This is a genomic window from Bacillus sp. JJ1532 (assembly GCF_036965085.1).
GTDB lineage: Bacteria > Bacillota > Bacilli > Bacillales > Cytobacillaceae > Cytobacillus.
The window spans coordinates 75,232-98,705 of sequence record NZ_JBALOW010000002.1 but is presented as its reverse complement, the minus strand read 5'-3'; the positions used below and the strand labels follow the sequence as shown (position 1 = coordinate 98,705).

Genomic DNA, 23,474 nt, shown 5'->3' with positions numbered 1-23,474 from the left:
TTTTAATCCCCTAACTTTATTATTTTATACGTTACAATATTTAGAGCCTATTAAACTGAAAGTGCGAGCTTTGACTTAATTCGATCGATTGCTTCTCGCAGACGTTCAGTTGGCACTGATAATGAAATTCTAAAATATCCTTCTCCGTATTCCCCGAATGCTGTACCGGGTGTTACAATTACACCTGTCTTTTCTAGAACGTTATTAACAAATTCACTTGATGAAAATCCTTTTGGTACAGCGGCCCAAATAAAAAAGCTTCCTTTTGGGCAATCCGCTTTAATGCCCATTTCTTGAAGCGCTTTCAACATCCCGTCTCTTCGCTGTTTATAAATTTCATTGTATTCCTCAACGCAAAGCTGATCATTAGTTAAGGCTGTAGCTGCAGCTTTTTGAATGGGGATAAATTGGCTTGTATCTACATTGCTTTTTACAGTTAATAAAGATTTTAGGGCTTCCTTATTCCCAACTGCATATCCGATTCTCCATCCTGTCATGGAATACGTTTTGGAAAGAGAGCCAAATTCGACAGCGACTTCCTTTGCCCCATCTGCCTGTAAAATACTTGGTGACTCATATCTATCAAATGTAACCATTTGATAGGCAGCATCATGGGCAATTGTAATTTGATTTTGACGTGCAAAATTGATGGCTCCTTGGAAAAATGCGTGATCTGCTACAGCGGCTGTCGGATTGCTTGGATAGTTTAAAAACATAATTTTTGCTTTTTCTTTTATGTGTTCAGGAATGATTGAGAAGTCAGGCAAGTATTTATTTTCCCTGCGTAATGGCATACTGTAAGGTATACCATTTGCTAGGTAAGTTGCTGTCCGATAAGTAGGATATCCGGGGTCTGGAAGTAGGACAATTTCACCGGGATCAATGGATGCAGTAATAAAATGAGCAATACCTTCTTTAGATCCAATCAGTGTAAGAATTTCAGTTTCAGGATCCAAATCTACATTGAACTGTTTTTTGTAAAATCGTGCTACAGCTTCCCGGAATTCCTGACAACCACTATATCCTGGATATTTAAAGTTATTTGGGTCCTTCATTTCTTCTAGCAGGCGATTAACAATGTGCTCTGGAGTAGGTAGATCAGGACAGCCGATGCCAAGATCAATCACATCGACTCCTTGCTCTATTAATTCCTGTTTTTTTCTATTAATCTCACCAAATAAATATGGTGGAATATTTGCCACACGCTGGGATTTTGTATACATACGATTCACCCTTCTTTTTATCGCTTTGATAAATGTTTTCAAAAGTTCATTATGTGAATATGACGCTACCTAGTTGGAATTGCCATGTTAGCCAGTTGTAATTCGAAGATTAATTGTTCTTGTTTACAAAACAATTGATGGGCCTCTTCAATCCCAATTATTTCAAAGTCAATCTGATCACCAGGCTTTTTTTGTGCCATGTATGGGAGGTCGACACTAATGATGACACCTACAACTGTATATCCTCCGGAAGTGCCGGCATCTGCCATATGTACAATCGGTTGGCCATTTGCCGGTACTTGTATGACACCTGGTGTAATAAACTCCGAGATAATATCAGCTTTATTAACATGCTGTAATGGCTTTCCTTCTAACCTGTATCCCATTCGATCCGAGTTATTAGTAATCTTATAGGGATTAGAAACAAGGGTCAGAATTGCCTCTTTTGTAAACTTAATATCATGAGGACCGAGAACGATTCGCATCGGTCGTGGTGTTTGATAATCCGGAATATCGTTCGACTTTAATTTCCTTCCAGATATGCGCCTATTATCAAAGCGAGATTGTTTAATCCGAACAATATCCCCATTCTTTAATCCTCTTCCTTCAAAACCGCCATAGTTTCCTCGTATAAAGGTAGATCGGCTGCCCATAACCTTGGGAACATCTATGCCGCCAGCAAATGCAATATACGCCCTGCAACCGTATTTGCTGTTGCCAAAACTCAGTTCATCTCCTTCGTTTACAGCTAAAGACTTCCACATAGGAACTGGCTTTCCATTAAGGTAAACCGAAAAGCCTCCACCCGTAATTGCAATGACTCCTTCTCGAATAAATGTTATATTGGGTCCTATAATAGTGACTTCTAGAACTGCATCTCCTTCGTTATTCCCTACTAAAATATTTGCAAGACGCAAAGCTAGAGTATCCATCCCCCCACATGGCGAAACACCAAATGTCTGAAAAGAATGACGGCCGAGATCTTGAACAGTCGTCAGCAATCCCGCCTTTTCTATCTTTGCGAATTCCATTTCTGATCCCACTCTCTTTGTCTTTGTTCGTCCCATGATTCTGCTTTTTCTGGACTAATTTGTACAAGTTGAACATAGTCTCCCGCGTTAATGATACTCGGGGGCTCATGATAAGGGTTAAATGTTTCCATTGGAGACCAACCAACAATATGCCAGCCTCCGGGAGAAGATATGGTGTAAAGCCCTAGTTGTTCATTTGCAATGGCAATACTTCCTTTTGGGATTTTTATTCTAGGATTAGAGCGACGCGGTAATATAAGACGCTCATCTAAATCCCCGCAGTAGGGGAATCCAGCTATAAAACCAACCATGTAAACAAGATATGGCTTTGATTCTAACATTCCTATTACATCTTTTAGACCTAAATTGGTTCTCTTCGCCACTTCCTCTAAATCTGGCCCATGCTTTCCGCCAAAGACTACCGGAATAAATATCTTTTTGCTGGAAATATCTCTTTCAATATCAATACAATCATCTAATCCTTTTAACTCCTCAACCAAATTGTTAAATTTAATTATTCTAGGATTATAGCAAACAGCTAAACTATTAAAAGCTGGAATTAATCTTTCAATTCCCTCTATATTTTTTTCAGTTATTATTTGGGACAAAGAGCGAACGCGTTTATTTACTTCTGTTGACAATATATCTTCAAATTTAATAATGATAGTTTTTTCTCCCATCGGTACATAGGATAGGGATTTGTTAAGAGTGTCTATACCCAAAATTTATCTCGCCTCTTCAAGCTTTTGACTTATTGGAATGATTTGCACACCTGCGTTCTCCAATTCACTCCTCAAGTACCGAATAATCTCAAGTGAGCCTTGTGTGTCCCCATGTACGCAAATACTTTCACCTGACATGTCAATAAGTTCGCCATCTATTGTTTTTACCTTTCCATCAACAACCATTCGTACAACATTTTCCGCTGCTGTCTTTGGATCATTAATTACAGCTCCAGGGATTTTTCGAGATACAAGCGTACCGTCTTTGTTATACGCACGATCCGCAAATATTTCCAAAATGAATGGAACATTTCTCTCTTCTGATACTTTTTGCAACTCACTACCAGGCTTTACAAAAATAGGGGTTTCTGGAAGGGCCATTCGGACAGAATCAACTATTGCTTCTGCGATTACTCGATCAGTATCAGCCATATTATTCATATTTCCATGTGGTTTAATGTGTTGAATTTTTACATCGTGTTTACGGCAAAATGCTTCTAATGCCCCAATCTGATAAATATTGTAGTTAACTAAATCTTGGTATGATACATCCATATTTCTTCTTCCGAAACCAAGCAAATCCGGAAAGCCCATATGCACTCCAATTCCGACATTATTATCCTTGGCCATTTTGATTGTGTGATCCATTACATTTGGATCACCCGCATGAAATCCACAAGCGATGTTTGCAGACGTAATTAATTTGATTACTTCCTCATCCATTCCAAGCTTATAGACACCAAAACTTTCCCCCATATCACAATTTAAATCTATACGTTTCATAGTGCTGTCCTCCTTGTTTCAATAATTGAAACATTATTTCGAATATTTCAATTATAATTATTACACAATATAACTGAATATTCAAATACCTAATTCGAAAAAAAATGAAATCTTATTTCAATTATTGAAATAATCAACTTTCTATGTTTAAATTAATTAAAATGGAAAACATTGGGGGTGTATTCATGAATGAAAGTGTAGTCAAAGCACTTGGATTACTAGATTTTTTTTTGGAAGAAAATAACGAATTAACTCTTAATGAAATAACAAAAAAATCTAAATTATCTAAGCCTACAGTATTTAGACTTCTAACTTCTTTAGAAGTCACGGGTTTTTTGACAAAAACGAAGAATACTCATCAAGATGTTCGTTACCGTTTAGGACTAAAATTACTTGAATTAGGGAATTTAGTTTCGGAGCAATTGGAGTTACGCACAATTGCTTTACCACTGATGAGAAAGATTTGTGCAGATATAAACGAAGCTGTACATCTTGTTATATTAGATGGAGATAAAGCTGTATTCATTGAAAAAATTGAAAGCAGCCATGCAGTCAGGCTCTATACGAGAGTGGGGAAACGTTCTGATTTATATATTGGCTCAGGTCCAAAATTATTACTTGCCTACATGCCAGAAACTCAGCAGCAAGCTCTAATAGAAAAAATGAAATTTAATAAGCTGACTCCATATACAATAGATAATAAAGAAACTCTCTATAAAGAAATTGACAAAATTAAAACAAATGGATATTCCATTAGTTTTAGTGAGCAAGATCATGAAACAATTGGCATTTCCTACCCAATATTAAACTATACTCAAAATGTGGTAGCCGCATTAACTGTAAGCGGTCCTAATACAAGAATGCAGAATAGAATTGAAGAGATCAGCAAAAAAACAAAAGAAACGGCTAGGAGTATTTCACTTCAGCTCGGTCATTCGGAAAAAGCTTAATTTACTCAATGACGGCTTTGGTTAGCAAAAAAGGTTTTATGAGGCTTATTTTGCAGTCTAAACAATGTTTTACTTTTTAAATAACCCTTCACTATACCAATAATCGTTTAAAAACAGCACAAGTTGATGTGCTGTTTTATTTGCGTTTTACTTTAATAAAGCTGAAAGCGGATCATTTATCAAGCTTAAATATGAGTCTAGTATCTGGAGGCTCTCTGATGCTCTTGCTCTAGGGTATCGTGGTCTTATATGATAACAGACTCGTTCAGGTGGTGGGTCTTCTAAATAATATATTGAAAAATTCCCCACCGTTACAAAGTGATTAGCTATAGATAAAGGAACAATTGCCCATTTTCCAGGAATCTCTAATAAAGTGAGTAGATGGCCAGCTGAATCAACACGAATACCTGAAAATTCCTTTTCTTCTCTAGTCCGGTCAAACCAAGCTCTAAACGATGGACTCCAATCTATGTATAGTTGATCGGACATATTTAATGATTGAAAGTCAATGGTGTTATTAAGGGCGAGGGATGACTGTTTTTTTCTAACAACTACCATAGGTTCGGAAAAAAACTTTTTTATAATCATGTCAGGCATTGGTTTTTCAAAAAGAGCAAAGGCAATGTCAATCTTACCTTGTTCTAAAAGGGAATAAAGTTCTACTCCCTGATGAGTTCTAAGCCTTAATTCTATACTATCCGAATGCTGATGTAACGCGTAGTAAACGGGTGGCATGATATAAGTATGAATACTATCTACAGCACCGATCGTTAGTTTTTGTTTTTTTGTGCTTTCACCTAAAAGTTTCGTTTCTTGAATGAGATCTTCCCATTTTCTAGCAATCTTTAAAAATTCCTCTCCATCGGCTGTTAAGGATAATGACCTTATTCCTCTTCCACGATCAATTAAGCTTATGCCAATTGACTTTTCGAGTTGAAGAAGTCGATGACTGAGGGTGGATTGCGATATAAAAAGAGAATTGGCAGCATCTGTTAGGCTTCCATGGCGTACAACGGCTAAAAACGATTCAATTCCAATTGAATCCACTATATCACCACCTCCTATATCTATTTTTTGGATATTATAACGAAAAATATTAAATATTACAATTTATTCATCAAGAATTAGTTAATTATATTTAAAGAATCATTAAAACTTAGCTTAAATGCTTACTAAAATTAATATCTAATTTTTCGATATTAAGATGCTAATAGTTCCATTTTACAAATAATATGAAAATTTATATTATTTAATTAAGAAGAAAATCTAAGATCTAATAAGGACAAAATGAACTCATTTCTTATTCTAGGTTCGTGGGTGACTATTTCGTTGTAATAAAAAAAGTACAAATACTTGGAGGGTGGAAAGTGAAACAACAAACTGAGCTATCGTGCATTATTGGAGGTCAACAAGGAGAAGGAATTGAAAGTGTCGGTGAAATTTTAGCAAAAGCGATGGGACGTGTCGGTTATTATACGTTCGGTTCGAGAACCTTTTCATCTCGTATTAAGGGTGGACACACTGACTTCAATTTACGCATCAGCAAAGAATATGTCTATAACACCTCTGAACAATCTCATATAATTTTTGCTTTTGACAAAGAAACAATTCAACTTCATCAAGATTCACTAGTAGAAAACGGAATTATACTTGTAGATCCTAAAACCGTTAATTTGAATGAAATCGAACTCCGTCAAGGGATCCATGCTTTTGAATTTCCTTTTAGTGAATTGGCAACGGAGATTGGCAGTACGTTGATGAAAAACATTGTTGCAGTTGGTGCTGCTTGTGCCCTGTTGAATCAACCCCTTGAAGTTTTTGAACAGGCTATCTCTGAACAGTTCAAGAAAAAAGGGGATTCAGTTGTAGAAAAAAATGTTCATGCTGTTAGAAAAGGCTATCAATATTTGCTGGAATTGATGGATGTAAGATTTTCGCTTGAACAGGCAATACCGGGGCAGCGTATCTTCCTCTCAGGTAATGATGCAATTGCGCTTGGGGCGATTTTGGGCGGGTGCCGTTTTATGGCAGGTTACCCCATTACTCCTGCATCCGAGGTACTAGAAAATTTAATGAGGTTAATCCCAAAATACGGCGGAGTAGTAGTGCAGGCTGAAGATGAACTAGCATCTGCTGCTATGATCATCGGCGCAGGTTATGCCGGAACCCGTGCGATGACGGCTACCGCAGGACCAGGTCTTTCTTTGATGCAAGAAGCGATCGGTTTGGCTGGAGCGACTGAGATTCCGATTGTAATTGTTGACTGCCAGCGCGGTGGCCCAAGTAGCGGTATGGCTACTAAGATTGAGCAAAGTGATTTAAATGCAATGATCGGTGGATCGCATGGCGAGTCACCGCGAATTGTCTTGGCACCTAGTTCAGTGGAAGAGGCGCTTTTGGTTATGCCCAAAGCTTTTAATCTAGCCGAAAGGTTTCAATGTCCAGTTTTTATCGCTTCTGATTTAATGATTGCAACTTCAAAGCAATCCTTTGATATCCCCGATTTCAGTCAAATTGAAATAAATCGTGGAAAGTTGATTAGCAATGAAGAACTTTTTGGAAGTGAGGAACCAATATACAAGCGATTTGCTCCAACTGAGGATGGTATTACCCCTAGAAGTATTCCTGGTCAAAAGAAGGGAATGCATCACGTAACAGGTATTGAACATGGCCCAACCGGACATCCGAGTGAAAATCCTGATAATAGGATAGCTCAAGTAAATAAAAGGATGAAAAGATTACAAAATGTACCGCAAGACGATGCCATTAAATATGAAGGAGAAGAAAAAACAGACATATTATTAGTTGGTTTTGGTTCCACATATGGCGCTATTCGTGATGCTAGAAAGCAGATTGAAAAATTGAGGGTTAAAGTGGGGCATGCCCATATTCGTATGGTACATCCATTACCGATTACTGAATTATCCCGATATTTAGATCAATCATCGGTCATTATTGTAATTGAGCAAAACTCAACTGGACAGTTGGCAAACATTATCAAACAGCATGCTGATGTCAATTCAAAACTATACAGTTGCTTAAAATATAATGGTGTTCCTTTTTCCAGTTCAGATATTATTTCGTTTTATAAGAATTTGGAAGTCCCGAATTTAACTTCAGTAGGAGTTGATATATAAAAATGGTCACATTAAAAGATTATCGTGTGGATATAAAACCAAACTGGTGCCCAGGATGTGGTGATTTTTCGGTTTTAGCTGCTATCCAAAAAGCTGCTGTAAATTTAAAAATCGAACCTGAAAATTTCGTTCTTCAATCTGGAATTGGTTGTTCCGGAAGGATTTCAGGCTATCTTAATGTGTATGGCATGCACTCGATGCATGGACGTGCCATAGCCGTGGCTCAAGGTGTAAAATTAGCCAACAGAGACCTGACAGTGGTTTGTGCAGGGGGAGATGGAGATGGTTTTGGGATTGGAGGTAACCATTTTGTCCATGCTGCCAGACGGAATATTGACATTACGTATGTTGTTATGGATAACCAAATATATGGGTTAACCAAAGGTCAGATGTCTCCAACAAGCCCTAGTGGGTTTATAACTAAATCAAGCCCAGATGGAAATCCAGAAATCCCAGTATCTCCGATTCAAGTAGCTCTAGCTTCAAATGCCAGTTTTATCGCTCAAGGATTTTCAGGAGATATCAAACATATTACTTCATTAATTGAACAAGGGATACGGCATAAGGGATTTGCCTTCATTAATATTTTCAGTCCTTGCGTGACGTTTAATAAAGTTTTTACTTATGATTGGTTTAAACAAAATTTGCAGAATGTTGATAAAGAAGAAAATTATGATTCATCTAACCGAATCAAAGCATTCGAAAAAGTAGAGCAAACTGGTGGTTTTGTTACGGGTGTTATTTACCAAAAGGAACGGAAGGAATATGTAGAATCTTTACCAGGAAACTCAGGAAAAGAGAGTTTAATAAAGCAAGATCTTTCATTAACTGACAATCAAATTCAAAGTTTGATGCAAAAGTATATGTAGTGTTCCTTTTCTTATTTTGAGAATCACAGATTGTTAAAATGCAAATATCTTTTTTGAAATAAAGTGTCTCTTAATATAGAAGGTTATTTTTCACGATAGGGGGAGAAATTGTTGGAAGCACTTAGTGGCATTAAAGTACTTGACTTATCAAGATTGTTGCCCGGACCTTACTGTTCATTAATGTTAGCTGATTATGGTGCAGAAGTGGTCAAGGTTGAAGAACCAGGATTTGGTGACTATATACGTTGGGGAAATCCAGCCATTGAAGGGATTGGAGCAAGGCATCTGACAATTAATAGAAATAAGAAAAGTGTCGAACTGAATTTGAAGACAGAAGAAGGGAGAGAGATTTTCAAAAAAATGGCAGAGGATGCTGATGTCATTTTAGAAAGTTTCCGTCCAGGGGTCATGGAGCGTTTAGGGATTTCCTATGATGAAATTGCAAAGATAAATGAAGGTATTATTTATTGTTCCTTAACAGGCTATGGCCAGACTGGACCTTATCGACATCTTCCTGGTCATGATATGAACTATATAGGCTATAGCGGAGTCTTAGGTTTGATCGGACAAAAAGATGGAAAACCTGTTGTTCCCGGCGTCCAAATCGCAGATATCGGAGGAGGGGCATTAATGGCCTTATCCGGAATTTGTATGGCACTATTTCATAAAGAACGTACAGGGAAAGGTCAACATATTGATGTATCCATGATGGATGGTGCTGTTTCATGGTTGTATGCTTCAGCATCCGAATTTTTCGCTTCGGGCACAGTTCCAGAAAGAGGGAAAACAAGACTTTCTGGAAAGTTTGCTTGCTACGATGTGTATGAAACGAAAGATGGCAAATATCTATCTGTAGGAGCTTTAGAAGATAAATTTTGGAAGCGTCTATGTGAACTCATATGCAAACCTGAATGGATTCCGCTTAAGGATGAACCCGAAGAAGTTCAAGTATACTTACGTGCTGAAATGACTGAATTATTCAAAAGTAGGAATCAAAGAGATTGGTTGGAACTTTTACAAAAAGAAGATACATGCGTGGGACCTGTATATGATTTAGATGAAGTTTTCTCGGATCAGCAGCTTCTTGAAAGAGAAATGATTATGGAGATGAATCATCCAGTAGCCGGTACCATTAAGCAACTTGGCTTCCCGATTAAATTCTCACAAACACCTGGAAAAATACACTCTCATGCGCCGATGCTCGGAGAACATACTGAAGAAGTCCTTTCAAAATTAAATTATTCAAGTGAATCAATCGAACAGCTTAGAGAAAAAGGTGTGATAGGGAAGAGCATTCATGTAGTTAAAGAATAAGGATGAGTATGTTTTAAGTTTGCTAGAAAAAATAAGGAGTGTGCATTGTGGCATACGTTAATTGGAAACGAGTCGGGACGAAAAAAAATATTGCAGAAATTACTTTAGATCGCCCAGAAGCAAGAAATGCTTTTAATTCAAAAATGGCTGAAGAAATACTTGAAATTTGTAAAAATATAGACAAAAGTGATGTTCGCGTTGTATTACTTACTTCAAGTAATCAGAAATCCTATTGTTCAGGTGCCGACTTGAAAGAGAGAAATAACATGACAGAATCAGAGTGGAAGAATCAGCATGAACTGTTTGAGAAAATGTTTAATAGTATAGCAGATATGAAACAGCCAGTAATAGCTGTTATTGATGGTTATGCACTGGCAGGTGGATTTGAAATGGCATTAAATTGTGACATGATTATCGCAGCCAGGTCAGCAACATTTGGGCTGCCAGAAGTCACTCGTGGAATAATGCCAGGGTGTGGGGGGACTCGGCTCCTTTCAAAACGAATTGGGATCCATCGGGCTAAAGAGTGGCTTTGTACGGGAAGATTCATTACAGGAGAAGAAGCAGATAAAGCAGGTTTTCTGAATCGACTTACTGAATCTGATGATTTATATAATCAAGCATTAGAGTTAGCAGAAACAATTGCTAGGAATGCCCCTATAGCGGTTCAAAGCTGTAAAGCATCGGTAGAAGAGCTATTCAGTATGACTGATAAGGAAGCTAGAATAAAAGAAATTGATTACTATAATCGTTGTGTAGACACGGAAGATCGGTTCGAAGGTGTCCGTGCATTTGCAGAAAAGCGAGCTCCTCAGTTTGTGGGAAAATAGTTTTGATAGTGTTGAAAAATAGGATAATAAAATTAACGAATCGACTGGAGGAATAAATATGAGTCATGCTACTTTAAACGAAAGAGATACATTTCACGAAGAATTAAGGCAAAGTGTAAGAGCTGTTTGCCGAAAATACCCAGATGAGTATTGGAGAAAACTGGATCAAGAAATGGCCTATCCTGAAGAATTTGTCAATGAAATTACGAGAAATGGCTTTCTAGCTGCCCTTATCCCAGAAGAATATGGTGGATCAGGACTAGGAATTACAGAAGCTTCTATTATTTTGGAAGAAATTAACCGCTCTGGTGGAAATGCAGGAGCTTGTCACGCTCAAATGTATACAATGGGTACTCTTCTTCGTCATGGCAGCCCAGAACAAAAATCGAATTATTTGCCGAAAATTGCAGATGGGTCTTTAAGGCTACAGGCATTTGGCGTCACCGAACCAAATACTGGGACAGATACAACGAAACTGAAAACTTTTGCAGAGCGCAGAGGAGATAAATATATCGTTAATGGCCAAAAGGTATTTATTTCACGTGCAGAGTATTCAGATTTAATGCTTTTACTAGTTCGTACAACACCATTAGAAAAAGTAGAAAAGAAAACGGAAGGGCTTTCAGTATTACTAGTTGATTTAAATCAAGCGGTTGGAAATGGTTTAACGATCAAACCTATTCGTACGATGATGAACCATGCGACAACGGAGTTATTTATTGAAGAACTAGAGGTTCCAGTTGAAAATCTTATTGGTGAAGAAGGAAAAGGCTTTAAATATATATTAGACGGTATGAATGCTGAGCGTATTTTGATAGCTGCCGAATGTATTGGAGATGGGCGATGGTTCATTGAACGTGCAACAAATTATGCAAAAGAGAGGGTTGTTTTTAACCGTCCAATCGGGCAAAACCAAGGAATTCAATTTCCGATTGCTCGTGCTCATGTGAATGTTGAAGCAGCAGATCTTATGCGTTTCAAAGCAGCAGCAATGTTTGATTCAGGTGAAAAGTGTGGGGCAGAGGCAAATATGTCAAAGTTACTGGCTGCTGATGCGTCATGGGAAGCTGCGAATACTGCCCTTCAAACTCACGGCGGTTACGGGTTTGCTGAAGAGTATGATGTTGAGCGTAAATTCAAAGAAACTCGTTTATATCAGGTAGCTCCTATTTCAACCAATTTAATTCTATCTTTTGTCTCTGAACATGTACTTGGGTTACCAAGATCTTACTAATTCAGGAGGCTGGTCTATTGATTATTCCAAAGGAAGTTGAAGTGATAGAAGTCGGACCGCGTGATGGGTTACAAAATGAGCTAATCGCGATTTCTACAGAAAAAAAGAAAGAACTTATTACACGGCTAGCTAAATTAGGATTTTCTCGTATGGAAACAACAGCCTTTGTCCATCCTAAGTGGGTTCCGCAAATGTCTGATTCTGAAGAAATTGCTCACTTTTGTAATGAAATTGGGATTACATATATTGCTTTAACCCCGAATCTAAAAGCTTTGGAAAGAGCAATTGCAGCATGTGTTCCTCAAGTAGCTGTTTTTATTGGTGCCAGCTCTGCTTTTAATAAAAAAAATATTAATAAAACTACTGCAGAATCGTTAGCTGAATGTGAGCCATTGTTTGCGAAGGCGAAAGAACATGGAATGTTTATTCGAGCCTATATTTCAATGGCGTTCCATTGCCCATTTCAAGGCCGAGTTTCATTTGAAGAAGTCCAAAATGTTTGCGATCGCTTTATTCAATTAGGTGCCGATGAAATTGATGTCGGTGATACAAATGGCCAAGCTGATCCGAATCTTGTTTATAATCGCTTTTCAAAATTAAAAGATATTTATCCTGATGCTACATTTGTGGGGCATTTCCATGATACGAGAAAGATGGCCTTAGCGAATACAATTGCTGCCATGCAAGCAGGCATAACGAAATTTGATAGCTCAGTTGGGGGGCTTGGAGGCTGTCCATATTCACCTGGTGCAACGGGAAATGTAGCAACTGAGGAATTAGTCGACATGCTGTCTCGTATGGGGTGCGACACAGGGATTGAATATGAGAAAATTGAAAAAATCGGCCATTTTGCTAAAAGCCTTTCGAGCCGTTTAAATTGATCCAGAAATTTTTATAACGAAAGACTTTTTTGCGAAGGAGGGGGCTATGGATGTATAACAATGACTGGAAAAGTCATTATCAAAACCGACTAAGTAGTGCAGGTGAATCGATTTTATCTATACAGTCATTTCAAAAGGTATTTTTGGCCCCTTTTTGTAATGAACCACAAACACTTGTTGAAGAAATAGTACATCAAAAGAGTCGTTTACAGGATGTAACTCTTTATAACATAGTAGTTGGCAGTAAGTGTCACTATGCAGATGAGGATTCATCTGCATCATTTAATGTTCGTACATTTTTAGCTTCGCCATTATTAAAAAGTAGTTTTTCTCAAGGCAGAAGCGACTATATACCGGTTAATCTTTCTGAAATTCCAAGATGGATTGAAGAGAATCCAATCGATGTTGCACTAATTCAAATATCCCCACCTAACGAAAATGGATATTGCAATCTAGGATTGTCAGTAGATGTCGTACAGGCATTAATCAAGAACGCTAAATATGTCATTGCAGAAGTTAATAGTCAGCTGCCAATAACTTTTGGAAACACATTTGTTCATGTGTTAAATATTGATCGCTTTGTTCCATCATCACGTCCGTTACTTTCAATACCGAGCAGTAAATCAACAGATGTTGAAAAAGCTATTGGAGAATTTGTAGCTGAGCTCATACCGAACTATTCGACTATTCAAGTCGGTATCGGTAGTGTTTCCGATAGTATTTTGCGATCCCTTCGCATAAAAAAGGGATTAGGTGTTCATTCAGGTTCAATTACAGATCCGATTATGGAATTAATGAAACTAGGTGTAGTAACAAATGAAAAAAAAGCAATTAATAAGTATAAAACAGTTTGTACGACACTAACAGGAACGGAAAAGTTGTATCAATTCGCCCATCAAAATCCATCTATAGAATTATACCCAACGGATTATACACATAATCCATCCGTTCTAGCCCAACTTGAAAAATTCCATTCTATCAATTCTGCATTGGAAGTCGATTTATATGGTCAGATAAACGCTGAGCAGGTAGGGCCCTACCCTGTTGCTGGGGTGGGGGGACAAATGGACTTTATTAAAGGATCTCGTCTTTCAGCAGGGGGGAAAGCAATTATCGCACTCCCTTCAACAGCAAAAAAAGGAAAATATTCTCGTATAAAGGTCTCGGTTCCATATGTCACTTCTATAAAATCAGAAATTGATTATGTTGTGACCGAATATGGCGTAGCTTCATTATTCGGTAAATCACTTAAAGAACGATCTAAAGAATTGCTTCGTATTGCACACCCAGACTTTCGAGAAGAACTTTCATATGGATTTGAGAAAAATAGTCTCGGTGTGTAGAACAATGTATAGATTTTGAGTTTAAATCATAAACGAGGAGAGTTATGAATAAATATTTATGTCCTTTTAAATGAACGTTTGATACAGAAGAGAAAATAAATGTAAATAATGGATTGGTTGATAAAGGTGGGGCAGAATTTATCATAAACCCGTATGATGGATATGCCGTTGAAGAAGCGATTATATTAAAAGAAAATCATGGAGGAAATGTAACAGTCATCACAATTGGTAATGAAGAGGCAGAATAAGAACTACGGACAGCTCTTGCTATGGGTTATGATCAAGCTAACTTGAAAGAAAATGCTCCTAATTCTTAATGTGAAGCCCCCAAAATTATCAAAATAGTGTTAAAACTTTCAATGAGCAATCGTTATGATGGGAAAGAGGTATTAATTACAGGTGCAGGATCTGGTTTAGGACAAGCATCAGCTTTACAAGTAGCAAAATAAGGAGGAAAACTTTCACTCGTTGATTTAAACGCCGCTTCATTAGAAGAAACAAAAGGTAAAGTGTTAGAAGTTGCGCCAAACGCAGAGGTGTTGCTAATCACTGCGAATGTGGCAGATGAAAAAGCAGTTGAAAACTATGTAAATGAAACCGTTGAGAAATTTGGGAAAATCGATGGTTTCTTCAACAACGCAGGGATCGAAGGAAAACAAAACCTCACAGAGGATTTTGGCATCGATGAGTTCCAAAAAGTAGTGAATGTCAACTTAAATGGTGTGTTTTATGGCTTGAAACATGTATTGAAAGTCATGAGAGAACAAGGGTTTGGCTCTATCGTTAATACTGCATCTGTTGGTGGTATTCGTGGGGTAGGAAACCAGTCTGGTTATGCAGCTAGTAAACACGGCGTTGTCGGATTAACAAGAAACTCTGGGATTGAATACGGTCAATACGGAATCAGCATCAAAGCCATTGCACCAGGAGCTATCATGACACCGATGGTCGAAGGTTCATTAAAACAAATGGATCCTGACAACTGGGAAGAGGTAGGGAAACAATTTGTTGAGCCAAACCCGATGAAGCGATTCGGTCAACCGGAGGAAGTTGGTTACTTGGTGGCATTCCTGCTATCTGATCAAGCCAACTTCATCAACGCAACCGTTATTCCAATCGATGGCGGCCAATCTTATAAATATTAAGAAGTGCGGAGATGGTTCACCTTAGCAACTGCAGAAGAAATTGCAGATATAATGGTATTTTGTCATCTGAAAACGCATCATTTATTAGTGGGTTCTAAATCTGTTATGAAACAACTAATTTTATGGAAATTAAGTACCAAAGGATTGAAGAACTTCTTCAATCCTTTTCGGCAACTTCTCGTATACACGAAGGCCAGAGTATGTAAAATTTTTGCTCTATCTCTTCAATACTTTTCCTCTGGATTTGATCCTATTCTTTTGATGTTTTTCTTCCATAATATAATTAGAAGATCTTCAAATTCCTCCTCCGGATTATGATCTTTTAAGATTACATTAACTTGATTAATCGGGAATTTGAGAGAATAGAAGACAACAGAAAAATGAATATAAAAAAAAATCCAACTTATCTGTTATAATAAATTTTAAAAATAATACTGGAAGTTTAAAGATAGTTCTAGAGGAGGGCACAATTTGTTTGATTTTCAAAAAATAAATGATAAGTTCCTTTGGGTCCCTGATTTAGATTCTTTTAATAATTTCAAAGAGAAATTAGAACCATCTTCTAAATTACCGGAAATCTGCTTTTTTGGTATCCCTACAATGGATACTGTGGAGTTTGCTCGATTGAACAAAGAACAAAAACAAATGACCTCCTTAGAGCTAATGAAATGCTCGATTGTAGATGTTGAATTACTGCCCCAATGGATTGAAAAAAGTGAATTTTTTGAGGTCACTGTTCTTAGGATTAATGGTAAAGTCTCTGGATGGATGGAGACAACAGCTTTACTTTCTACTATTTATGTCCAGGAGCGGGAAAAAAATAGACTTCAACAAATTGAAATTGAAGAAAAAAACTTAGATCTAAAATCAATTTTTGAAACCACATTTGATGAAATTTTTGTAGCGGATAGCAATGGTATTACACTGAAGGTTAGTTCAGCACTTGAGAAGATTTTAGGAATCAAGGCTGAAAACATTATAGGAAAATCTGTTTATGAGCTTGAAAAAGAGAGAATATTTAACCCTTCAGTGACTAGACTTGTTCTTGAAAGTAAAGAGAAGGTCTCGGTTATACAAAAAACAAATAATGGAAGAATTCTTCTGGCAACAGGGGTACCGATAAAAGACAAGGATGGTCGTATTTTGCGTGTTGTTAGCGGTTCAAGAGATATTACGGAGATAGAGAGACTGCAAAAAGAGCTGGCTGAAACCCGATCCCTAATTAAGTGGTATAAGAAGCAATTAGATGATGTCACGCCAAATACTACGGGAAAAATAATATACCAAAGTCCCCAAATGGAAAGATTAATGGAGCAAGCAAAAAGAGTAGCTGAAGTAGACTCTACTGTGCTCATTACTGGGGAATCAGGTGTTGGAAAGGAAGGCTTAGCGGAATTTATACATCTTAATAGCAGCAGGTCGGACAAACCGTTTGTAAAAATTAATTGTGGCAGCATATCTGAATCATTAATTGAATCTGAACTGTTTGGATATGAAAGAGGAGCATTCACTGGAGCTTCTAAAGATGGAAAAATAGGTCTAATTGAGGCATCTCATCAGGGCACCTTATTCTTAGACGAAATAGGAGAGCTTCCTTTGAATTTTCAAGTAAAGCTTCTTCGAGTTCTTCAAGAAAGAGAAATTACTCGAGTTGGAAGTACGGTAGCAATAAAAGTTGACATTAGAATCATTGCAGCAACAAATAGGGATTTGATTAAGGAAATTGAAAAAGGAACTTTTCGGGAAGACCTATATTATCGATTGAATATTATTCCAATGCATCTCCCTCCATTAAGGGAACGAAAAGAAGATATTGTCCCCTTAATACATTACTTTCAAGGAGTGTATAATGCCCGATATCATCTAAATAAACAATTTTCAAATCAAGTTATTCATAGGTTACTTTCTAATCCGTGGAATGGAAACATTCGAGAATTAAAAAATACAATTGAAAGACTTATCGTTTTATCAGACGGCCAGTTGATAAAAATAGAGGATTTACCTTTATCTTTGAATCCAAAAGAAAAGGTTAGCGCAGAGAATGCTATTGAGGTAAGAGAACTATTGCCACTTAAAACAGCAAAGACCTTATTAGAAAAAAAGATTATGGAACTAGCTACTCAAAAATACTCCACCATTAGTGAAATCGCAAAAGTATTAGAAGTTAATCAATCAACTATTAGTAGGATTGTTAAAAAAGTCCAATGCAAAAATGCATAATGTGTATGCAAAAAAACATATCACAAATCGCTCTAAATTTGCGGAATATTTTAAATATAACAAAATCAACATGCGATTTTGCATAAACGTTTATTAGGAAAAAGCAAGAGATCCCTCAATCTCTTGCTTTTTCTTAATTGGCACAGTACTTGCAAGTATTATTAACAAACGTCATAAACAGGGAGCTGATTTTAATCATTGTTAACTAATTATAAAGTTGGAGTTGTTCAAATGTCATGCGTATTAGGTGATAAAGCTGCAAATATGGAGAAAGTCATGCTCTATATTAAACAAGCAATTGATCAAGGGGCAAAGCTCATTGTACTTCCTGAGCTATTCTCTACAGGTTACTGTGTTGAGGACTTAGATTTAAAACTAGCTGAAACTTTAAATGGCGAGACTATTAGTAATTTACTTAATGTATCACAAGAGAACGATATTTATATTGCAGGAGCAATTATCGAAAAAGGGAATGAGCATGGAAGGCTATTTGATACTGCATTTCTTGTTGGTCCAGAAGGATTAATTGGTCATCATAGGAAGATACACCTTTGGAACGGAGAAAAGGACCGATTTCTAAAAGGGGATGATTACTCAGTATTTCAAACAAAGTTAGGATCAATAGGGCTACAAATTTGTTATGAAATAGGTTTTCCTGAAGGAGCCCGAATTCAAGCCCTTAAAGGAGCAGATCTAGTACTTTATCCATCTGCGTTTGGGTTACCAAGATTATATGCTTGGGAGATTGCTTCTCGTGCACGAGCTTTGGAAAATGGAATTTTTATTATTGCCGCTAATCGTGCGGGAAGGGATAAAAATGTTGTGTTTGCTGCACATTCAAAAATTATTTCTCCTAATGGTTCTGTTGTTATTACCGCAGGAGAAGAGGAAGGAATTATTATTGGAGAAGTTAATTTAGATTATATAACCCAACAAAGAAATGAGATTCCTTATCTTGAAGACATAGAACAAATCAAAATTCTAAATCATCTTACAGATTGTTTATCATACCGAATTTAAGGGAGGGAAAGATATTGAAAAGTACACGTAAAATGAGCGCCTTTATGATATGTATAACGATTATTTTAGTTTTGTTTATCAGTGCATGCAGCTCTTCTAATACGAGTTCCAATGCCGGAAAAGGCAACTCTACTCTTGAAGCCATTAAAAAGAATGGGAAGGTTACTGTAGGAACCGAAGCTGCATTTGAACCATTTGAATTTATAGAGAATGGAAAAATAGTAGGCTATGGATCTGATATTCTTGCTGTTATTGTAAAAGATTTAAATGTTGAACTCGAGCAACTAGATCTTCCTTGGCAAGGAATTCTCCCAGGGCTTGATGCAAAAAAATTCAATTTTGTGGCAACTTCAGTTTCTATTACGCCTGAACGTGCTGAAAAGTATGACCTGACCGTTCCGATTGCAGATGGTACTTTAGCCGTTCTAAAAAGAAAAGGGGATTCTTCCATACAAAAGCCTGAGGATATAGCAGGAAGAGTAGTTGGAACACAATTAGGATCCGGGCAGTTAAAAGGGTTACAGGCGTACAATGAGGAGTTGAAAAGCAAAGGGGAGGGTGTAAAAGAAATTAAAGAATATGTAGGGTACCCTGAAGCCTATCAGGAACTAGCCACAGGAAGAATTGATGCTGTAATTAATACAAAGGCGAATTTATCAACGATATTGAAAAAGAATCCAGATACTTATGAAATGGTTGATACATTTGGTGAACCGATGTGGTTATCTTGGGCTGTTAGAAAAGGCGACAAGGAACTACTTGAATATCTAAATAGTAAAATTTTGGAGTTGCGTGATAATGGACAATTAGAAGAAATGCAAATGAAATGGTTTGGATTTACGATGGAAATTCCAGATTCCGGCTACCTGCCAGAATAAAGGGTAGGGAGAGGAGCTTATGGATATTAAATTTGAATTAATAATTAATAGTTTACCTATTTTGTTAAAGGGTGCCATGATTACTCTCCAGATGTCAATATTAGCTATAATCTTTGGCACATTATGTGGACTATTGCTAGCCATTTTCTTGCTTAGTAATAACAAGTTTTTAGAAGTTCCTACACGTATATTTATTAATTTAATGAGAGGGATTCCTTTCTTAATTCAGATTTTTATTGTGTATTACAGTTTTTCAAGCTTTGGTATAGAGATCCCAGCATTTGCAAGTGGTGTATTAGCAATGGCCCTCAATACAGCTGCCTTCCAAGCTGAAATCATTAGGGCAGGTATTGAATCCATTCCAAAGGGACAAAGCGAAGCAGCCATCGCCTTAGGTATCTCAAAACGGCAAGCAATGTTGCGAATTATTATCCCGCAAATGTTTGTGAAGATCCTCCCTTCTATTACAAATGAGCTAATTACTTTATTGAAAAACTCATCACTTGTTTCTGTAATTGCTGTAGTTGACCTAACCCGTGTTGGACAGCAGATCGTTAGCACAAGCTACAGTCCGGCAGAAATTTATATTGCTGTAGCATTATTATATTTCCTAATGAATCTAGCCATTTCGCAAGGAGCAAGATTTATAGAGAGAAGAACGGCCATCTATCGCTAGGGAGGTTGAGTAATGTTTTTCGATGTAACGATGGTAACCCGTTATGGCGTAGTCATGTTAGAAGGCTTTCTAACCACTATATATATTTGCTTCATAGGACTTCTGCTTGGATTAGTGTTAGGAGCCGTTGTTTGCTGGATTAAAATGAGGTTTTCTAAATGGGTGGCGGGTTTAGCTAATGTCTATATTGAATTTTTTCGAGGAACCCCCTTTTTAATTCAGCTTTTTCTTTTATATTATGTTGGACCGGTATTTGGTATTGACCTAAGTGCAACGGTAGCAGGAATACTAGGGCTCAGTCTTTACGGTGGGGCCTACTTTGCAGAGATTTTTCGATCTGGGATACAGTCAATTCCTAAAGGACAAACGGAGGCAGCTCGTGCATTAGGAATAGGAGAGAAGGCTGTTTTGGCAAGAATTGTGATTCCGCAAATGTTAGGACTCATAATTGCTCCTCTAACTACCCAAATCATAACACTAGTAAAAGAATCGGCAATTCTTTCAGTTATTACTGTTCAAGAGTTAACGTTTGTCGGACAGCGTGCAATTAGCGAAACATATAATTACGTTGAGGTTTATACGATGGTCGCACTATTATATTGGGCTTTGGTCACCACCTTATCCGGACTATTTAAGAGATGGGAGAGATATTCGACTGAATATATGCGAGTTAAAAAAACCCCCTCTAATGGAATTTTAATTATTAAAAAACAGGATATGAATATTAAAACTTTGTCCTGATGAAAGAAGGGAGAAAAATGTCTGAAATCTTAACGAAGACAGAGGCAATTATAGTAAAAGGCTTAAAGAAATCCTTTGGTCATCAAGAAATATTATCCTGTATTGACTTAAATATTAAACACGGTGAAGTTGTTTGTATTATTGGACCTAGTGGTTCTGGGAAAAGTACACTGTTACGCTGTCTAAACCTATTAGAGAGTCCAACAGGCGGGAATATATGTATAGATGGTGAAGATGTTTTTCCACAAAATTTCACCTCTAGGAAAAATGAAATGAACTTGCGACAAATTCGATCTAAAGTAGGGATGGTCTTTCAACAATTTAATCTTTGGCCACATAAAACCGTCATAAATAATTTAATTGAGGCTCCTTTGCTCGTTCACAAAAAGGATAAAAAACAAGCAGTGGAATTTGCCGAAAAACTATTGAAGAAGGTTGGATTAACCGAAAAGCGTGATGCATACCCTTCTAGTTTATCAGGAGGACAACAGCAGAGGGTTGCGATAGCAAGAGCGCTTGCAATGGAGCCTAAAATCATGTTATTTGATGAACCGACATCTGCACTTGATCCCGAGTTAGTAGGAGAAGTTTTAAAAGTTATGAAGGATCTAGCCTCCGAAGGGATGACGATGATTGTGGTAACCCATGAAATGGGATTTGCTCGTGATGTAGCTGATAGGATTATCTTCATGGATCAAGGAGTTGTAGTGGAGGAAGGGCCACCAGCCGAAATTTTCTCACGTCCAAAAAGTGAGAGATTGCGTCAGTTTTTGACTAGTGTACTAGGAAATTAATAATAACTTTAGTGATTAATAGGAGGAGATAATATGTACGAACAAAATAAACAATATGTAAAACAGAAGTTGAATTTACCATTTACGGGTATTTGCTCCTTTGGAAAGTATCCGATTTGTACAAATCTTGATGAACTGGATGCGGATATTGCTATTATTGGAGTTCCGTATGATATGGGAACGCAATGGCGTTCTGGGACACGCTTTGGACCGCGCAGTATTAGGGAAGGGTCTACCCTTTATAGCTTTGGATTGGAAGGTTCCTACGATCCGGAACGAGACACGATGTTTTTAGCACCACCATTAAAAATTGTTGACTGTGGAGATGTCGATATTGTTCACGGCGATCTTAAACAAAGCTTTGAAAATATTGAACTAGCAATAAGGAAAATCGTATCGAAAGGGGCATTTCCAGTCGTTTTAGGTGGAGATCATTCCATAACAATTCCAGTGGCACAGGCCTTAGATTCACTAGGACCTTTATGCGCTATTCAAATAGATGCTCACCTAGACTGGGCTGACGAGCGATCAGGACAACGGTATGGGCACGGGAGTCCAATGAGACGCATGGCTGAAATGGATCATATAAATGAAATGGCTCAGCTTGGCATTCGTGGAATTGGAAGCAGTAAAAAAGGAGATTTTGATGATGCTAGGGCTTACGGAAGTGTCATTTTAAGTCCAAAAGAAATAAGGAAAATAGGGATTGAAGGTGTTTTAAGTAAAATTCCTAAAGGTGGTCGCTACTTCCTAACAATGGATATAGATGGCTTGGATCCATCACTTTGTCCGGGAACAGGCACTCCATCACCGGGTGGTTTGTATTACGATGAGGTAAACGAATTGTTAGAGGCAATTTCAAATCATGGGGATGTAGTAGCATTTGATCTCGTAGAAGTTGCCCCTTCCTATGATCCTACTGGAATGACAGGCCAAACAGCAGCACGGATCATTCTCGATCTTATGGGATTCATCACTAAAAAATGGGAGAATCAAAATAGCAAAGTAGCGGTGAGTGAAACTATAGATGCATGAAGGTGAGGGAAATGAATTGGAAAAAAGAGAATTTTTAATACCAGGTGGTACAGGTCGTTCTTTTATAATAAAAAAAGGTGAATTTTTGAAAGTTATAGACGTAGAAGGGAAGCAAGTCGCTGACTTCATTGCCATAAGTTTAGATAAAAGGGATGAGTACTTATCTACTGCACATACTCGTACAATGAATGGAAGACTCTTCGTTACGAAGGGTGATAAGTTGTTTAGTAATTATCGTCATGCCCTTTTAGAAATGGTAGAAGATACTATTGGCGTGCATGATACTCTTTATCCTTGTTGTGATCCACAACGCTATAAATTAGATTTTAACGTTGAAAATCATAAAAATTGCCGGGATAATTTTGCGGAGGCTCTCAAAGAATACGAGATTGTTTATGGATATATACCAGACCCGCTTAATTTATTCCAAAACTCTCCAATAAATCACGATGGCACCTTTGCTGCTATAGTTGAACCAGAATCAAAACCTGGAGACTATGTAGTATTTAAAGCCTTATCAGACTTGATTATTGGAATCTCTGCTTGTCCACAGGATATGGTACCAACAAATGGATATAGTATTACAGATATTAAAGCGGAGATTTTGAACTCTATTTGAAAATAGTAGACATGGCTTTTGTAATAGAA

Annotated in this window: 21 protein-coding genes and 2 pseudogenes; 18 read left to right on the top strand and 5 right to left on the bottom strand. The window is 37.3% G+C overall.

The genetic code is table 11. The features are described 5' to 3' along the window. Positions 1 to 50: 50 nt before the first annotated feature. From V7122_RS00840 to V7122_RS00825, 4 genes are all read right to left on the bottom strand, one after another. Complete coding sequence (locus V7122_RS00840; RefSeq protein WP_335525450.1) at positions 51 to 1,223, bottom strand: LL-diaminopimelate aminotransferase; 1,173 nt, start codon at positions 1,221 to 1,223, stop codon at positions 51 to 53. Between the two features lie 65 nt (positions 1,224 to 1,288). Beyond that, complete coding sequence (locus V7122_RS00835; protein WP_335525448.1) at positions 1,289 to 2,254, bottom strand: biotin-dependent carboxyltransferase family protein; 966 nt, start codon at positions 2,252 to 2,254, stop codon at positions 1,289 to 1,291. After that, positions 2,236 to 2,976: a 5-oxoprolinase subunit PxpB gene (gene pxpB, locus V7122_RS00830; RefSeq protein WP_335525447.1), complete on the bottom strand. Its 741-nt coding sequence runs from the start codon at positions 2,974 to 2,976 to the stop codon at positions 2,236 to 2,238. The genes V7122_RS00835 and pxpB overlap by 19 nt, the downstream gene beginning before the upstream one ends. A gap of 3 nt (positions 2,977 to 2,979) precedes the next feature. Then, positions 2,980 to 3,759, bottom strand: coding sequence for a LamB/YcsF family protein (locus tag V7122_RS00825; protein ID WP_335525445.1), 780 nt, complete (start codon positions 3,757 to 3,759; stop codon positions 2,980 to 2,982). A gap of 185 nt (positions 3,760 to 3,944) precedes the next feature. Between V7122_RS00825 and V7122_RS00820 the strand changes: the two genes are divergently transcribed. Next, positions 3,945 to 4,709, top strand: coding sequence for an IclR family transcriptional regulator (locus V7122_RS00820; protein ID WP_335525443.1), 765 nt, complete (start codon positions 3,945 to 3,947; stop codon positions 4,707 to 4,709). Positions 4,710 to 4,856: 147 nt separating this feature from the next. Here the strand turns inward: V7122_RS00820 and V7122_RS00815 are convergent, their stop codons facing one another. Next, on the bottom strand, positions 4,857 to 5,756 hold the full coding sequence (locus tag V7122_RS00815; RefSeq protein WP_335525441.1) for a LysR family transcriptional regulator: 900 nt from the start codon (positions 5,754 to 5,756) through the stop codon (positions 4,857 to 4,859). A 320-nt stretch (positions 5,757 to 6,076) separates the two neighbouring features. Between V7122_RS00815 and V7122_RS00810 the strand changes: the two genes are divergently transcribed. From V7122_RS00810 to V7122_RS00730, 17 genes and pseudogenes are all read left to right on the top strand, one after another. Beyond that, complete coding sequence (locus V7122_RS00810; protein ID WP_335525439.1) at positions 6,077 to 7,846, top strand: 2-oxoacid:acceptor oxidoreductase subunit alpha; 1,770 nt, start codon at positions 6,077 to 6,079, stop codon at positions 7,844 to 7,846. A gap of 2 nt (positions 7,847 to 7,848) precedes the next feature. Continuing rightward, on the top strand, positions 7,849 to 8,715 hold the full coding sequence (locus tag V7122_RS00805) for a 2-oxoacid:ferredoxin oxidoreductase subunit beta (protein ID WP_335525438.1): 867 nt from the start codon (positions 7,849 to 7,851) through the stop codon (positions 8,713 to 8,715). 111 nt (positions 8,716 to 8,826) lie between these two features. Next, entirely contained in the window at positions 8,827 to 10,029 is a 1,203-nt protein-coding gene (locus V7122_RS00800; RefSeq protein ID WP_335525436.1) for a CaiB/BaiF CoA transferase family protein, read from the top strand. A 47-nt stretch (positions 10,030 to 10,076) separates the two neighbouring features. Beyond that, positions 10,077 to 10,859: an enoyl-CoA hydratase/isomerase family protein gene (locus tag V7122_RS00795; protein ID WP_335525434.1), complete on the top strand. Its 783-nt coding sequence runs from the start codon at positions 10,077 to 10,079 to the stop codon at positions 10,857 to 10,859. A 58-nt stretch (positions 10,860 to 10,917) separates the two neighbouring features. Beyond that, positions 10,918 to 12,093, top strand: a complete 1,176-nt coding sequence (locus tag V7122_RS00790) for an acyl-CoA dehydrogenase family protein (protein WP_335525433.1) — start codon at positions 10,918 to 10,920, stop codon at positions 12,091 to 12,093. A 17-nt stretch (positions 12,094 to 12,110) separates the two neighbouring features. Next, positions 12,111 to 12,974, top strand: coding sequence for a hydroxymethylglutaryl-CoA lyase (locus V7122_RS00785; protein ID WP_335525431.1), 864 nt, complete (start codon positions 12,111 to 12,113; stop codon positions 12,972 to 12,974). 50 nt (positions 12,975 to 13,024) lie between these two features. Continuing rightward, on the top strand, positions 13,025 to 14,317 hold the full coding sequence (locus V7122_RS00780) for an acetyl-CoA hydrolase/transferase family protein (RefSeq protein WP_335525429.1): 1,293 nt from the start codon (positions 13,025 to 13,027) through the stop codon (positions 14,315 to 14,317). Positions 14,318 to 14,365: 48 nt separating this feature from the next. Then, positions 14,366 to 14,562: pseudogene (locus V7122_RS00775) on the top strand (electron transfer flavoprotein subunit beta); the annotation flags it as partial. A gap of 114 nt (positions 14,563 to 14,676) precedes the next feature. Continuing rightward, a pseudogene (locus V7122_RS00770) lies at positions 14,677 to 15,462 on the top strand (SDR family oxidoreductase). Between the two features lie 471 nt (positions 15,463 to 15,933). Then, positions 15,934 to 17,682, top strand: a complete 1,749-nt coding sequence (locus V7122_RS00765; protein ID WP_335525428.1) for a sigma-54 interaction domain-containing protein — start codon at positions 15,934 to 15,936, stop codon at positions 17,680 to 17,682. A gap of 198 nt (positions 17,683 to 17,880) precedes the next feature. Continuing rightward, a complete protein-coding gene (locus tag V7122_RS00760) occupies positions 17,881 to 18,702 on the top strand; it encodes a carbon-nitrogen hydrolase family protein (protein ID WP_335525426.1) in 822 nt (273 codons plus the stop codon). A 14-nt stretch (positions 18,703 to 18,716) separates the two neighbouring features. Then, positions 18,717 to 19,580 (top strand): transporter substrate-binding domain-containing protein, encoded by an 864-nt coding sequence (locus V7122_RS00755; protein WP_335525424.1) that lies wholly within the window; start codon positions 18,717 to 18,719, stop codon positions 19,578 to 19,580. 19 nt (positions 19,581 to 19,599) lie between these two features. Then, positions 19,600 to 20,256, top strand: coding sequence for an amino acid ABC transporter permease (locus V7122_RS00750; RefSeq protein WP_335525422.1), 657 nt, complete (start codon positions 19,600 to 19,602; stop codon positions 20,254 to 20,256). A gap of 12 nt (positions 20,257 to 20,268) precedes the next feature. Next, complete coding sequence (locus V7122_RS00745; RefSeq protein WP_335525420.1) at positions 20,269 to 20,997, top strand: amino acid ABC transporter permease; 729 nt, start codon at positions 20,269 to 20,271, stop codon at positions 20,995 to 20,997. A 17-nt stretch (positions 20,998 to 21,014) separates the two neighbouring features. Next, positions 21,015 to 21,791, top strand: a complete 777-nt coding sequence (locus tag V7122_RS00740; RefSeq protein WP_335525419.1) for an amino acid ABC transporter ATP-binding protein — start codon at positions 21,015 to 21,017, stop codon at positions 21,789 to 21,791. Positions 21,792 to 21,824: 33 nt separating this feature from the next. Then, positions 21,825 to 22,826 carry an agmatinase gene (gene speB, locus V7122_RS00735; RefSeq protein ID WP_335525418.1) on the top strand — a complete coding sequence of 334 codons (1,002 nt, stop codon included), beginning with the start codon at positions 21,825 to 21,827 and terminating at the stop codon, positions 22,824 to 22,826. Between the two features lie 16 nt (positions 22,827 to 22,842). Further along, entirely contained in the window at positions 22,843 to 23,445 is a 603-nt protein-coding gene (locus V7122_RS00730; protein WP_335525417.1) for an urea carboxylase-associated family protein, read from the top strand. The last annotated feature ends 29 nt before the right edge of the window (positions 23,446 to 23,474 follow it).